This window comes from Novosphingobium sp., from assembly GCF_031424035.1.
Taxonomy (GTDB): Bacteria; Pseudomonadota; Alphaproteobacteria; order Sphingomonadales; family Sphingomonadaceae; genus Novosphingobium.
In genome coordinates this window covers 1-12974 of sequence record NZ_JANPGP010000034.1, presented here as the reverse complement: position 1 = coordinate 12974, position 12974 = coordinate 1, and the positions used below count along the sequence as shown (strand labels likewise).

Annotated in this window: 15 protein-coding genes and 1 pseudogene; 5 read left to right on the top strand and 11 right to left on the bottom strand. The window is 63.3% G+C overall.

All coding sequences use genetic code 11. From position 1 onward, the window contains the following. Together RMO89_RS04915 and RMO89_RS04910 are read right to left on the bottom strand one after the other, a co-directional pair. Window positions 1-290: S1/P1 nuclease (locus RMO89_RS04915; protein ID WP_310531576.1), on the bottom strand; the 290-nt coding region annotated here is incomplete at its 3' end. Continuing rightward, on the bottom strand, window positions 287-952 hold the full coding sequence (locus RMO89_RS04910; protein WP_310531575.1) for a glutathione S-transferase family protein: 666 nt from the start codon (window positions 950-952) through the stop codon (window positions 287-289). The genes RMO89_RS04910 and RMO89_RS04915, both read right to left, overlap by 4 nt. Before the next feature lie 58 nt (window positions 953-1010). Between RMO89_RS04910 and RMO89_RS04905 the strand changes: the two genes are divergently transcribed. Further along, on the top strand, window positions 1011-1430 hold the full coding sequence (locus RMO89_RS04905; RefSeq protein WP_310531574.1) for a VOC family protein: 420 nt from the start codon (window positions 1011-1013) through the stop codon (window positions 1428-1430). A 29-nt stretch (window positions 1431-1459) separates the two neighbouring features. Here RMO89_RS04905 and RMO89_RS04900 read toward each other — a convergent pair whose 3' ends face one another. From RMO89_RS04900 to RMO89_RS04870, 7 genes are all read right to left on the bottom strand, one after another. Further along, window positions 1460-2368, bottom strand: coding sequence for a division plane positioning ATPase MipZ (locus RMO89_RS04900; RefSeq protein WP_310531573.1), 909 nt, complete (start codon window positions 2366-2368; stop codon window positions 1460-1462). Window positions 2369-2506: 138 nt separating this feature from the next. Then, complete coding sequence (gene yihA, locus RMO89_RS04895; protein WP_310531572.1) at window positions 2507-3166, bottom strand: ribosome biogenesis GTP-binding protein YihA/YsxC; 660 nt, start codon at window positions 3164-3166, stop codon at window positions 2507-2509. After that, a complete protein-coding gene (yidC, locus tag RMO89_RS04890) occupies window positions 3163-4923 on the bottom strand; it encodes a membrane protein insertase YidC (RefSeq protein ID WP_310531571.1) in 1761 nt (586 codons plus the stop codon). Before yidC ends, yihA begins: the two co-directional genes overlap by 4 nt. Window positions 4924-4976: 53 nt before the next feature. Next, a complete protein-coding gene (gene yidD, locus RMO89_RS04885; RefSeq protein WP_310531570.1) occupies window positions 4977-5186 on the bottom strand; it encodes a membrane protein insertion efficiency factor YidD in 210 nt (69 codons plus the stop codon). Between the two features lie 145 nt (window positions 5187-5331). After that, window positions 5332-5700: a ribonuclease P protein component gene (gene rnpA / locus RMO89_RS04880; RefSeq protein ID WP_310531569.1), complete on the bottom strand. Its 369-nt coding sequence runs from the start codon at window positions 5698-5700 to the stop codon at window positions 5332-5334. Window positions 5701-5708: 8 nt separating this feature from the next. Next, complete coding sequence (gene rpmH, locus RMO89_RS04875) at window positions 5709-5843, bottom strand: 50S ribosomal protein L34 (protein ID WP_310531568.1); 135 nt, start codon at window positions 5841-5843, stop codon at window positions 5709-5711. A 60-nt stretch (window positions 5844-5903) separates the two neighbouring features. Continuing rightward, a complete protein-coding gene (locus RMO89_RS04870) occupies window positions 5904-6650 on the bottom strand; it encodes an alpha/beta hydrolase (protein ID WP_310531567.1) in 747 nt (248 codons plus the stop codon). A gap of 175 nt (window positions 6651-6825) precedes the next feature. On the opposite strand from RMO89_RS04870, the gene RMO89_RS04865 reads away from it, so the two are divergent. Together RMO89_RS04865 and RMO89_RS04860 are read left to right on the top strand one after the other, a co-directional pair. Beyond that, window positions 6826-8334, top strand: a complete 1509-nt coding sequence (locus RMO89_RS04865; RefSeq protein ID WP_310531566.1) for a YifB family Mg chelatase-like AAA ATPase — start codon at window positions 6826-6828, stop codon at window positions 8332-8334. Window positions 8335-8401: 67 nt separating this feature from the next. Then, the gene (locus tag RMO89_RS04860) at window positions 8402-8992 is read left to right on the top strand and encodes a TetR/AcrR family transcriptional regulator (protein WP_310531565.1); all 591 of its coding nucleotides are present in this window, start codon (window positions 8402-8404) and stop codon (window positions 8990-8992) included. Window positions 8993-9032: 40 nt separating this feature from the next. Here the strand turns inward: RMO89_RS04860 and RMO89_RS04855 are convergent, their stop codons facing one another. Beyond that, entirely contained in the window at window positions 9033-10523 is a 1491-nt protein-coding gene (locus RMO89_RS04855; protein ID WP_310531564.1) for an aldehyde dehydrogenase family protein, read from the bottom strand. Between the two features lie 118 nt (window positions 10524-10641). Between RMO89_RS04855 and RMO89_RS04850 the strand changes: the two genes are divergently transcribed. Continuing rightward, window positions 10642-11097, top strand: coding sequence for a helix-turn-helix domain-containing protein (locus RMO89_RS04850; protein WP_310531563.1), 456 nt, complete (start codon window positions 10642-10644; stop codon window positions 11095-11097). 899 nt (window positions 11098-11996) lie between these two features. After that, window positions 11997-12467 carry a 2,4'-dihydroxyacetophenone dioxygenase family protein gene (locus RMO89_RS04845; protein ID WP_310531562.1) on the top strand — a complete coding sequence of 157 codons (471 nt, stop codon included), beginning with the start codon at window positions 11997-11999 and terminating at the stop codon, window positions 12465-12467. 155 nt (window positions 12468-12622) lie between these two features. On the opposite strand, the pseudogene RMO89_RS04840 reads toward RMO89_RS04845, so the two are convergent. After that, window positions 12623-12974, bottom strand: a pseudogene (locus RMO89_RS04840) (trigger factor); the annotation flags it as partial.

Below are 12974 nucleotides of genomic sequence, written 5' to 3'. Positions count from 1 at the left end.
TAATGCCACGGGAAGGTATAGGCATAGCGCCAGGCAAGGCTGCGGATGCAGTCGGGCCAGTAGCTGGCTTCCTCGATGCTGCGCACCCGGCACTTGGGCGTGCCGAGCGCTTTTTCGGACTTGAGCAATTGCCGGATCGCGGCCTTGGTCTCGGGCTTGATATTCGCCCAGGCGACCGAGCCGGTGGTGTGATGGCCATATTCGCCCCAGGCCATGGCGGCGGGTGCCCAGGCCAGCGAAAGGGCGGCAAGAATGGCGGACAGGCGCTTGATCATCTTGGAGAAAGTCACTTCGCTGGAACCTCGTACTGTTCGATCACCCAGTCCTCCGCCTCGGCAGCGTGGACCCAGGCCTTGAGCCATTCGTGCTCCCAAACGGCCTCCATATAGACCTGCGCGAAACCGGGCACGCCGACGCCGTAAGTGATAAAGCGGCTGACCACCGGGGCATAGAAGATATCGGCGGCGCAAAAGGTTCCGAACAGGAACGGCCCGCCCTTGCCGAACCGCGCCCGCGCTTCGGCCCAGAGCGTCAGCACGCGGACGACATCGGCGCGGGCGGCATCATCGAGCTTGGCGCCTTCAACGCGGCGCCGCACGTTCATCGGGCACTGGACACGCAGCGCCTGAAAGCTGGAATGCATCTCCGCGACCATGGAGCGGGCCATGGCGCGGGCATCGTCAGCCTTGGGCCAGAAGCGGTCGCGCCCGACTTTGTCGGCGAGGTAATCGATGATCGCCAGACTGTCCCACACCACGGCGTCACCGTCCCACAACACCGGGACCTTGCCGTGGCTGGGGGCAACTTCGCCCATCGCTTTCTTCTGCTCGGACCAGTCGTCGGTGTGGATGGGGACGACGATTTCCTCGAATGACAGCCCCGATTGCTTCGCCGCCAGCCAGCCGCGCAGCGACCAGCTCGAATAGTTCTTGTTACCGATGATGAGCTTCATAGCACCGGGGTAGCCGTTCAGTTTGACAGTGTCGAGGCTGAACGGTTAGTTCTGCGTCATGAGCCTGCCCCCGTTCCACCTCGCCTTCCCCGTCCGCGATCTGGCCGAAGCCCGCGCCTTCTGGGGCGGCGTGATGGGCTGCGGCGAGGGACGCAGCAGTGACCAGTGGATCGACTTCGATTTCCGCGGGCACCAACTCGTCGCACACTGCGTCGGGGAACGCTCTGCCGATGCCGGGGCCAACCCGGTCGACGGGCACGGTGTGCCGGTGCCGCACTTCGGGCTGGTCCTGCCGATGGACGAATGGCACGAACTGGCCGAGCGGCTGCGTGCTGCCGCCGTCGGGTTCGCGATTGAACCTTACGTGCGCTTCGAGGGCGAAGTTGGCGAACAGGCGACGATGTTTTTCCGCGATCCTTCGGGCAACGCCGTCGAGATCAAGGCATTTGCCGATATCGGCCAGTTGTTCGCCACCTGACCGGCGGCTCCACCGGCGGCTCCACCGGTTCAGGCCGGGACTAGCCCTGCCTTGCGCACCCTGACTTGCCCGGCGGCATGGAGATTCAGTTCTCCATGCAGGCGCAGGATTTCCTTGCGGGCGACCGTATGCGCGCGCGGCAGGTCCGGAATGTGATGCAGGTCAAGCTGGGTCAGTCCCAGCAATTGCAGGTCGCGGAACGCGGCACGCTCGGTCATTCCCGAACCCAGCCGGAACCCGACGCGCGGCGAAATCCGTTCGAGCGCGGCACGGCAGGCTTCGCCCATCTTGCCGCCCGTGCCGCCGCGTAGGCGGTTGGGTACGACGATCCAGTCGGTCGCCGCCATGCCCATTTCGGCGCGGGTTTCGGCCAGTCCCTGCACCGCCTCGGCAAAGCAGCCGGGCGAGACGTAGTCCTGAGTCACCGGATTGAGGTGAGCCAGCAGGTCAAGATCGACGAACGAGAGGTTCACCGGCGTCACCAGCTTGTCCGCCATGGCAATGGCGCGGCGCACGATAGGCGAATCGGCGCCCGGCGCATCAATCACCACGACCTGGCAATCGGGGCCGGCGCGGGCGATTTCCTGGAACAGCATCGCGCCGCTGGTCTGACCCAGCACCACGTGCCGCACCATCGGCAGACCCACGCCGAGCCGCCGAGCCGTGGCATCGCGTGAGGCGAAGAAGCGCGAAAGCGAACGCTGGCGGCGATCAAGGTCGATAGCCAGCACGCGGTAGCCCGCAGAGGCGAGCGACACCGCGATATGCGCGGCCAGCGTGGACTTGCCCGCCCCGCCCTTTTCGTTGGCAACTGTGATGACCTGCTCGAAGTGGTGCGGTCGGCGCGCGATGTCAGACACCACGGCGCGCGGATGCTCGCCCTCGACAGCAATTTCCATGGGCGCGCAATCGCGCCGGCTGAATTCAACGACTCCCATCGACATCCCCCGTGTGTCGCTGGGCCCCGACGACGATGTCGCGTTTTTGCGATTCGCGCTTACGTCAAGGACCGATGCGGCAAGTCGCCACAGTTTCCACAAGTTTGCAACGGGGTTAACCGTATGGTTAGGTAGAATTTACAAGCGTGCGTCGGCCAGAACGGCAGCGCGCAGTTCATCGATCCCCATGCCCTTTTCGGCGCTGGTGACGTGAATCACCGGATAGGCGGCGGAATGCTTGCGCGCCTCGGCCGTGGTGGAAACGAGCACGGCGTCAAGCTCGCTAGCCTTGATCTTGTCGGCCTTGGTCAGCACGACACGGTATCCGACTGCGGATTCATCGAGCATCTTCATCATCTCGACATCGACCGGCTTCACCCCGTGGCGCGAATCGATCAACACCAGATTGCGCTTCAGCACCACGCGCCCGCGCAGGAAATCGCGGACCATGCGGCGCCATTTCTCCACCACGGCTGGCGGTGCCTTGGCAAAGCCGTAGCCGGGCATGTCGACAAGGCGGAACTGGGTCGGCTCGCCCACTTCAAAGAAGTTCAGCTCCTGCGTGCGCCCCGGAGTGACCGAGGTGCGCGCCAGCGACTTGCGGCCCGTCAGCGCGTTGAGCAGCGAGCTTTTGCCCACGTTGGAACGGCCGCAGAAGGCCACTTCAGGCACCGTCGGATCGGGCAGGAATTGCAGCGACGGGGCCGAGAGCAGGAACTCCACCCGGCCCGAGAACAGCCGGCTGGCTTCCTTTATCAGCTCCCTGTTCGCCAGTGCGTTGTCGTCTTCGTCGCTCACTTCGCGGGCTTCTTTGCCGCTGCCACGTCCGCGCGTTCCTTGTCGACCATGGCCTTCATCTGCGGATGGCGGGCGTAAAGGTACTTCTGCTGGCCAATGGTCAGCAGGTTCGAGGTGATCCAGTAGATCAGCAGGCCGGCGGCAAACGGCGCCATGATAAACATCATCAGCCACGGCATGATGCCGAACACCTGCTGCTGCACCGGATCGGGCGACGAGGGGTTGAGCTTGAACTGCAACCACATCGTCACGCCCAGCAGCACGGCCAGCACGCCGATGCCAAGGAAACCCGGAACGGTGAACGGCAGCACGCCGAACAGGTTTAGGATATGCGCCGGATCGGGCGCGGACAGATCCTTGATCCACAGCACGAACGGCTGATGACGCATTTCAACCGCGAGCGTCAGCGTCTTGTAGAGCGCGAAGAAGATCGGGATCTGCAGGAAGATCGGCAGGCAGCCGCCGAGCGGGTTGACGCCTTCGCTCTTGTACAGCTTCATCGTTTCCTGCTGAAGCGCCTGCTTGTCATCCTTGAAGCGTTCCTGCAGCGCCTTCATCTTTGGCTGGATCGCCTTCATCGCCGCCATCGAAGCGAACTGGCGCTGGGCGACCGGGAACATGATGCCGCGCACGATCAGCGTGAGAAGGATGATGGCGATGCCGAAGTTGCCGGAAAGGCTGAACAGCTTCTTGAGCAGCCAGAAGATCGGTTCTTCGAACCAGCGGAACCAGCCCCAGTCAATCGCCAGACTGAACTTGGCGATGCCTGTCTTCTCATAGGCCGACAGCACGTCGCCTTCCTTGGCTCCGGCGAACAGACGCGTGCTGGTGCCCGCCGACTGGCCGGGGGCCACGGCGACGGGCTGGTAGAACAGGTTGGCTTGATAAAGATCACCGCCGATTGCGCGGTAATTGCTTGACGCGGTGGGGCTGCCGGGAACCAGCGCCGACATCCAGTAGATGTCGGTAAAGCCGATCCAGTCAGTCTTGCCCTCATTGACCTGAACCGCCCCGGGAAGCTCGTCGATGTCGCCGTAGTTAGGCGCGAACGAGACCTTGCTGTCGAACGCGCCGAACGGACCCGAATGGATGTTCCAGGTATCGAGGCTGGCGGTCTTCTTGGTGCGGCCAAGGCGAGCGAATGGCGTGACGGTCACCGGCGCGGTGCCGCGGTTGGCAACCTTTGCATTCGCGGTGATCATGTAGTCCTTGTCGATCGCGTAAGTGATCTCGAACACCAGTCCGGCGGCATTGGTCCAGGTCAGCGTGACCGGCGTTTCCGGCGTCAGCTTGGCCCCGGCGGGCACGGTCCACAGGGTGTTCGGCGCAGGGATCTCTACGTTCTGGCCATCCCAGCCAATCTGCGCGTAATGTTCAGCTGGAGTGCCGACGGGCGAGAAAATACGTTCTGGCCCGTTCAGTTCGACATTCTTGTGGCGCAAGGTGACGAGATCGTCGAGCAGCGCGCCGGCGGGGTTGATCGAACCCGACAGGCCGGGAGCGGCAATGGCGATGCGGCCCGGTGTGACCAGCGCGGACTTGAGGTCGCGGACTTCGGCGGCGCGGTCAGCTTCGTTCATCAATCCGCCTTCGCGCGTCGGCTTGGCGCCATTGGCAGCAGCAGCCGGCGACGGGCTGGCAGCAGCAACCACCGGCTTGTTCGCGTGCGGATAGAAATAGCTGATGGCTGAATCCCAGCCGAAGAGAAGCAGCGCGCACAGCACGACCGCGAGGATGAGATTACGCTGGTTTTCCACGAAGCTTCCCTAGAACCCTTTATCTGCCTCAAATAGGCATACCACCCGGACCTTCAAGGCACAGGGTCGTGCCCGTGTCCCCCCCAGGGGTGGCAGCGCAATAGACGCTTGATGGCGAGCAATCCACCCCGAAACGCGCCGTGCTTTTCCAGCGCCTCAATCGCGTATTGCGAGCACGACGGCGAATAGCGGCAGGTCGGCGGCAGCACTCGGCTGGGGCCAAGCTGCCAGCCGCGCGCGATGAGGATGAGGAGGCGTTTCATTTCGGTTCGCGCAGAGTTCGCAGAGAACGCAAAGGAATTCAATTCGCCGAAGGCGCTCCTGCACTATTGTGCCCGATATGAGCGCGGCTTTGCCGCAAGAGCAACATCTTTGCGGCCTTTGCGCTCTCTGCGCGAACCCGTAGTTTCACCGCTTCGGCGGCCGAGGCTTGCGCGGCGGATCACCTTTGCCCTGCGACGCGCGGGAGAGTGCAGCGGTGAGTTCGGCGCGTAGCAGCGCAAAGTCCCGCTCCACCCCGCCCTCGCGGCCGATCAGCACGTGATCGTGGCCGGGCAGGCCCTCAACCGGCAGCGCATCGCGCAGCAGTTCGCGGAAGCGGCGCTTCATGCGGTTGCGCACCACGGCGTTGCCGATCTTCTTGGTGACGGTGATGCCGAAACGAATCGCGCCCGCCTCGTTGGGGCGGGCGAGCAAAACAAAACCGGGACGTGCTATGCGCAGGCCCCGGTTCGCAGCAAGAAAATCAGCCCGCCTCGAAAGGACGGACAGTTTCATTGCAATGCTTACGCAGACAGCTTCTTGCGGCCACGCGCGCGGCGGGCGCGCAGGACGTTGCGGCCACCAACGGTCGACGTGCGGGCGCGGAAGCCGTGGCGGCGGGCGCGGACAAGGCGGCTGGGCTGGAACGTGCGCTTCATGTCAAAAACCTCTGGAATCATGCTGTGGCCGTCATCCGGCCTAAATTTGGAGCCGCGCCCCTACCTAAGCACCCGGCCTGAGTCAAGCGCGCGAGGGGCTATGGCGACGTCATTTTCAAGCCTCATCCATTGGCCCATCTGCGAGGCATTGAGCCAGCGCGCGTCGCGGTTAGGCACGGCATTGGTCATATCATAGAACGCACGGGCCTCGACCGGGCTCATGCCCATTTCGCGGTAATAGGCGATATAGGCCAGGTTGACCGGCGCATCCTTGGCGAAATCGCCCGGCTGGTGGCCGTTTTCATCTTCCCATGCATGGACCGCGAACTCTGCGCCCGGATCGGCCAGCCGGCGGCTTCCGGCGAGAAACAGTTCGACCGCACCCGATCGAACCGACCCGCCCGAAGGGACATGCGTGGCCACCCCCTTCGCGCGGATCATCCGCCCCAGCCGCAGGTTGGCGCTGTCATCCAGCGTGCCCGGGCATTCGATCATCTGCAGCTCGGTGATCTGGGGAAAGGCTACCATCATCGCCGCGAACGCCGCCGGACTGCGGCCATCGGTAACGTCGACCAGCGCGGCGCGGTTGGCGTCGATGACGCGGAACGGGCCGAAGCGGGCAATGCCCGTGGGGACCGAGGCAGCCGGTGACTGGACGAAGCGGCTGGAGCCGCCTTCCTCCACCACGACCTCTTCAACGGTCACTTCCTCGCTCACCACTTCGTAACGCGCAGGCGAGGCATGGGCCGGTGCAGCCAGCGCGGCGGCGAGCACAAGGACAAGGGCAAGGACGGACGGAATGCGCATCGTGCCGCCCTTGTGCACGCGCAGGCTTTACCCGCTTCCTTCGGGAAATCGTTAAGATTTGCTTGCCGCCAATCAAGGACATTCCCGTAAGTGCCTCCATTCCTGCGGCAATCCCTCGACAGGGGGAGAGTCATCCTCCATCAACGACTTAGGGATTTATGCGGAAGGGGCATTCGTGGTCGCACTGGTATCGACGGTGGCCTACCTCGGGCTTGAGGCGCGCAGCGTCGAAGTGCAGTGTCAGGTCGCACCGGGCATGGTCGGTTTCCACGTCGTCGGCCTGCCGGACAAGGCGGTGGGCGAAAGCCGCCAGCGGGTCAGCGCGGCGCTCTCGTCGATGGGGCTGTCGCTGCCACCAAAGCGGATCACGGTGAACCTCTCGCCCGCCGATCTGCCCAAGGAAGGCTCGCATTACGACCTGCCGATCGCGCTGGCGCTGCTCGCAGCAATGGGCGTGGTCGATCTGGAAACGGCGTCCGAATACGTCGCCGTGGGCGAACTGGCGCTGGATGGGCGGATCATTTCCTCGCCCGGTGTGCTGCTGGCAGCGATTCATGCATCCGGGCTGGAAAAGGGGCTGATCTGCCCGGCAGCGCAAGGGGCAGAGGCCGGCTGGGCGAGCGGCGTGCCCGTGCTCGCCGCGCCCGATCTCGTCTCGCTGCTCAACCACCTGCGCGGCATTCAGGTGCTCTCGCCGCCCCAACCCGGAGAAGCGCTTCCCCGCACCCATGGCCCGGATCTCCGCCAGGTCAAAGGCCAGGAAACCGCCAAGCGCGCGCTGGAGATTGCCGCCGCGGGTGGTCACAACCTGCTGATGGTCGGCCCGCCCGGCGCCGGCAAGTCGCTGATGGCCTCGTGCCTGCCCGGCATCCTGCCAGACCTGACCCCGGCAGAGGCGCTGGAAGTGTCAATGGTCGCCTCGGTCGCCGGCACCTTGGAGGACGGGCGGATCAGCCGCAACCGCCCGTTCCGCTCGCCCCACCACTCGGCCTCGATGGCGGCGCTCACCGGCGGCGGGCTGAAGGTGCGCCCGGGTGAGGTCAGCCTGGCCCACCTCGGCGTGCTGTTCCTTGATGAACTGCCCGAATTCCAGCGCCCGGTGCTCGATTCGCTGCGCCAGCCGCTTGAGACGGGCGAGGTCAGCGTGGCGCGGGCCAATGCCCATGTCACCTTCCCCGCCCGCGTCCAGCTGATCGCGGCGATGAACCCCTGCCGCTGCGGCCACCTTGGCGATCCGGCGCTGGGTTGCAGCCGCGCGCCCAAATGCGCCGCCGATTACCAGAGCAAGGTGTCCGGCCCGATGCTGGACCGCATTGACCTGCACGTCGATGTTGACCCCGTCTCCGCCGCAGACCTTGCCCTGCCCCCGCCGGCCGAGGGCAGCGCCGAAGTCGCCGCCCGCGTCGCCGCAGCCCGCGCCATCCAGACCGCGCGGTTCGAGGCGACACATGCGCGCACCAATGCCGAGCTTAACGGCGAAGCGCTCGACGCGGTCGCCACGCCGGACGAACCCGGCCGCAAGCTGCTGCTCCAGGCCGCCGAAGCCATGCGCCTCTCCGCCCGCGGCTACACCCGCATGCTTCGCGTGGCGCGGACGATTGCCGATCTGGCCGGGGCCGATATCGTCGGCCGCATCCACGTGGCCGAGGCGCTGAGCTATCGCCGGCAGGCACCGCGGGCGTAAACTCGGCCCATCATAGTTTACATGCAAACCTTTGCATGATCAGCTGAAGTCGCATAAACCCCTGTCCATGAAGCACAAAAAGTCAGAGCTGACACGCGCGCGGATTATTGCCGCAGCGCGGCCGCTCTTTACCGAAAAGGGCTTTGACGAGACTTCCGTAGCGGAAATCTGCCGCGAATCCGGCGTGTCCAACGGCGCGCTGTTCCACCAGTTCAAGGTCAAGGAAGACATTGCCTTCGCCGTGTTTTCCGAAGTGCGCGGCGAGTTCTGGGACCGGGTGATCTCGGCCATGGTCGTCCACGATGACCCGCTGAACGGGGTTGAGGCGGCGATGCGCGCCTCCTTCGCCTACCAACAGGATAATCCCGGCGGGGCAGCCTTCATCAAAGACATTACCGGCGCCAAGTGGATCGAGAATTACGCCGGCGAAAACCGCGAGCTATACGACGCCGGCATCCAGCGCGGCCTCGCCTGGGCGCGGCCCCACTTCGAATCCGGCCACCTACCGCCGATCAGTCCCGACGCCTTCATCACCCTCGTCTCAGGCGCCCCGCAATGGATCGGCCGCATGATCCGCATTGGCATGGCCGACAGCAAGTTTGAGGACATTGCCGATGAAATGGCCGTGCTGATCAGGCGGGCGCTGACGGTTCGGTAAGCAGTCACGGCCCGGCCATGAGACCGAGCCGCGCAGGTCATCAAACCGGATAGGCCATGACCTTGGTCTCGAGGTATTCCTCGATCCCTTCCACACCCCAGGCGCGGCCGATGCCGCTCTGCTTGTAGCCTCCGAACGGCAGGTCGCCGTTGATCGGCGTGCCGCCATTGATGCCGATGGTTCCGGTCCGCACCTGCTTGGCCACGTCGATGCCGCGCTGGAGTTCGCCCGACCAGACGCCGCCTGACAGACCATAAACGCTGTCGTTGGCGATGCGGATCGCGTCCTCGTCGTCCTCGAATGGAATGACGACTAGCACGGGTCCGAAAATCTCCTCCTGGGCAATGCGCATGTCATTGGTGACATCGACAAAGCAGGTCGGCTCGATGAACCAGCCGGTGCCCTTGTCCGGACGAAGATTGCCGCCGCTGAGCAGGGTCGCGCCTTCCTCAACGCCAAGGTCGATGTAGGCCTTCACCCGCTCCATCTGCTTTTTCGACACGACCGGACCCATGGCACAGGTGGGTTCGTCGAAGTGGCCCCACTTGTCGGCAAAGCCATCGTAAGCGGCCTTCAGGATCTGTTTGGCTTCCTCATAGCGGGCGCGGGGCACCAGCAGGCGCGACTGGACTGCGCAGCCCTGGCCGGCGTGGAAGACCAGTATCGACGAGGCGACGACTCGGGCGAAATTGGGCTCGTCATCGAGCACGATGTTGACCGACTTGCCGCCGAGTTCGAGGAACTGACGCTTCATCGTCTCCGCGCCTTGCCGCATGATGTGCTTGCCGATCGCGGTCGATCCGGTGAACGTGATCAGGTCTACACGGGGATCGGTGACGAGCATCTCGCCCGCTTCTGCCGGATCGCTGGCAGTGATCACGTTGAGCACACCCTCCGGGAAACCGGCTTCCGCTGCCAGTTCGCCAAAGATAGCGCCCGCAAGCGGCGTATCGGGCGCCGGCTTGAGGATCACGGTGCAACCCGCCAGCAGCGCCGAAACCACCTTTTCCGCGTTCACATAAAGCGGGAAATTCCACGGCGTGATCGCGGCGGCAACGCCGATCGCTTCATAGTGCGCGGTGCGCTGGCTAGTGCCGAACGCGGTCGCCTTCACGCCGAAATCCTTTTCCCACTTCACTTGCGGGAAGACCTCCATCAGGTCGCGCCAGCTGTTGAGGCAATTGGCCACCTGCGCGCGGTTTACCGCGACCAGCGGCGCGCCGACTTCATGCCGGGCGATGGCGACCAGCCGGTCCTTGTTGGCTTCGAACAGGTCATAAAGCTTCTTCACCAGAGCGAAGCGCTTTTCATGGTTGGTTGACCAGTCCGTCGTGTCGAACGCGCGGCGGGCGGCGGCAATCGCCTGTTCGACATCGGCGGCCGAGGCATCGGCGGCGACCCCTACCGACTGCCCGGTCCATGGACCGATGTTGTCGTATGTCCGGCCATGCTCGGCGCGGCGAATTACACCATCGACATAGAGCATGCCTTCGGGAAGAACGGGGGCGGCGGTTTCAGGCAGGCTGGACATTTGTGATTTCCCAAATTGTTTTTATCCGAGAGACTTTGGGCGCTGCGCTATGACGAATCCGGCGCTTGATTCCCGTCTCATATTCTGTATATTTCTGAAATGAGAAATATTGTCAATCATGCTGTCTGACGACCAACGCCGCTTCATCGACGAATTCGTCACGCTGTTGGCCGGCTGGAACATGCCCGCCAACGGCGCGCAGGTTTATGCCTACTTGCTGTTCCAGAACCACGCGGCAAGCTTGGACGAGATCGCCGAGGCGCTCGAAATCAGCAAGAGCAACGCCTGCAAGGCCGCCAAGATGCTTGAGGACAAGGGCCACATCCGGCGGGTGGGCGAACGCGGCAGCAAGCGCGTGCTCTATGTCGCGCGCGAGGATTTCGGCACGCCTTTCCTGCACCGAACCGCTTCGCTCGGCGCGCTGAGCCGCCTGATGGAAACGCGCGGCGCAAGATCGGCCGATGGCCCGGCCAGCGAACGCATCGCCAGCCTCGCGTCATTCTACGCCGTCATGCAGACCGCAATGGAACAGATCATCGCTGCCGATACCGAGCGGGCGGAGAAGTCGGTTTAGTGTTGGTGCCTTTGTCGCTGGTCAGGCTGACGTTGAGGCAGGGTGGCTGGGTTGCACTGCGGCGCTTGGAGATTGACTGCTTGTGAGACGCTACCACGCGAGCATGATGGGCCGGAATGTTGTGGGAAGCAGACTTGCAGCAATCGGTGAACCGAGATGACAAAGTTGCGCATGGGCATGGTGCTCGCGTCGGTTCGCTAACTCGACCAAGCCGTTTGACTGAGCTAGTCAGCTCCCCACGCAGACCCCGAGCCCGTGATCAACCACCCTTTCTTCGTGCGGATAAGCGAAACCGCCCACATACCTTTGTAAGAAATGGGTTTGCCGTCCTGAATGTCCGTAAAAGTCGCGGAATAGTTGAGCACCGCACGATCTCCTTGGACGTCAGTCCAAAGCGGATTGCCGATCAAAAGTGTTCCCCGCGCGGCCTTTATTCTTAGGTTGTTAGCTTCATAATCTCTCATCCAGCCCTGACACGTGTGCCAAGCGTAGGGCGGGAAGCCGTCGACTATCGCAACTCGCGGCGCACACGCCTTATAGAATGCGTTCATATTCCCGGCATTCATGTCTGCAGCCCATCGATGCACTATCGCGTCTAAGTCGCTAGCTTCGGAAGCCCAAGACGGACTGATATTGCAGAACATAGCTCCCGCCATCACCGCTAGCTTGCAGGTTCTTATCAGCGTCACTTAGAATCCTCCTCGCTGTCCAAGCGACGACCCAATCGCCCACCGTACTGATCAACACCGAGTCTATCATATCGCGTAGGGACTCCCAGAAATACTTCAGAGCCCCAGACCTGCGGGGAAACGGACATTGGTGGGATAGCACTTAAACGATTGCACCGCGTCGGCTTACCTGCTCTTCATTGCGCTTGCGGTGCGGGGGAGAGCAGCCAAATGACTTTGTCAGTACCAGCGGCGCTTCATCGCGGTGAAAACGACTTGCCCTTCGTGCCATTGCAGGAGGGCGTTACCGTTCAACTAATTCAGGCCGATATTGAAGGCGGCTTTTTCGTGGTTCGATTACGCGCCGAGCCCGGCGCGACACTGGCGCGTCACAAACATACTGGGCAGGTTTTTGCTTTTACGCATACGGGCTCGTGGCGGTATCTTGAATATCCGGAAATCAACACCGCAGGCTCTTACCTTTATGAACCGGCGGGCTCGATACACACCCTTCACTTCCCGGCGACAAATACCGAAATTACCGACGTTTCTTTCGTTATTTACGGGGCCAACCTGGATCTCGACGCAGAAGGGGGTGTCCTGTTCGTGATGGACGCCGGAATGGCTCTCGCCTTCTATCGTGGCAGCTGTGAAGCCGCAGGTCTGCCGGAGCCGAATGTGATCGGAGCTGCCTCCTCGTAGCGCCCGCGCCCACCGTATTGCCAATGTCCGCAATCGGGTCGTGTCCGGAAAGTCCGCTTTTCTCTCAATAATTCGCCAACCCGCCCCAAACGCAAGAGGGGCGGGCAATCGCTTGCCCGCCCCCATTGTCTGTCGCTCAAAAAGCGCCGCGCGAATTACTTCTTCGCGGCGGCCTTCTTGGCCGGAGCCTTCTTTTCGGCGGCCGGCTTTTCGTCTGCAGCCTTCTCAGCCTTGGGAGCGGCTTCCTTCTTCGCCTTGGCAGGCTTTTCCGCAGCCTTTTCCTCGGCGGGAGCAGCCTCTTCAGCCTTTGCAGCCTTCTTGGCCGGAGCCTTCTTGGTGCCCTTGGCCGGGGCCGGAGCGGCGTCTTCGGCTTCGATGGCGGCCTGCAGCTCGTCCTTGGTCACGGTGCGTTCGGTGACTTCGGCCTTGTCGAACAGGAAGTCGACGACCTTGTCCTCATAGAGCGGCGCGCGCAGCTGGGCGGCGGCGAGCGGTTCGTTCTGGAGG

What these genes read in the sequence shown, in the direction of transcription:
- RMO89_RS04910 (WP_310531575.1), bottom strand. Translation starts at nt 952, where the DNA reads ATGAAGCTCATCATCGGTAACAAGAACTATTCGAGCTGGTCGCTGCGC.
- RMO89_RS04845 (WP_310531562.1), top strand. Translation starts at nt 11,997, where the DNA reads ATGACTTTGTCAGTACCAGCGGCGCTTCATCGCGGTGAAAACGACTTG.
- RMO89_RS04900 (WP_310531573.1), bottom strand. Translation starts at nt 2,368, where the DNA reads ATGGGAGTCGTTGAATTCAGCCGGCGCGATTGCGCGCCCATGGAAATT.
- RMO89_RS04850 (WP_310531563.1), top strand. Translation starts at nt 10,642, where the DNA reads ATGCTGTCTGACGACCAACGCCGCTTCATCGACGAATTCGTCACGCTG.
- RMO89_RS04905 (WP_310531574.1), top strand. Translation starts at nt 1,011, where the DNA reads ATGAGCCTGCCCCCGTTCCACCTCGCCTTCCCCGTCCGCGATCTGGCC.
- rpmH (WP_310531568.1), bottom strand. Translation starts at nt 5,843, where the DNA reads ATGAAGCGCACGTTCCAGCCCAGCCGCCTTGTCCGCGCCCGCCGCCAC.
- RMO89_RS04860 (WP_310531565.1), top strand. Translation starts at nt 8,402, where the DNA reads ATGAAGCACAAAAAGTCAGAGCTGACACGCGCGCGGATTATTGCCGCA.
- yidD (WP_310531570.1), bottom strand. Translation starts at nt 5,186, where the DNA reads ATGAAACGCCTCCTCATCCTCATCGCGCGCGGCTGGCAGCTTGGCCCC.
- rnpA (WP_310531569.1), bottom strand. Translation starts at nt 5,700, where the DNA reads ATGAAACTGTCCGTCCTTTCGAGGCGGGCTGATTTTCTTGCTGCGAAC.
- RMO89_RS04855 (WP_310531564.1), bottom strand. Translation starts at nt 10,523, where the DNA reads ATGTCCAGCCTGCCTGAAACCGCCGCCCCCGTTCTTCCCGAAGGCATG.
- RMO89_RS04870 (WP_310531567.1), bottom strand. Translation starts at nt 6,650, where the DNA reads ATGCGCATTCCGTCCGTCCTTGCCCTTGTCCTTGTGCTCGCCGCCGCG.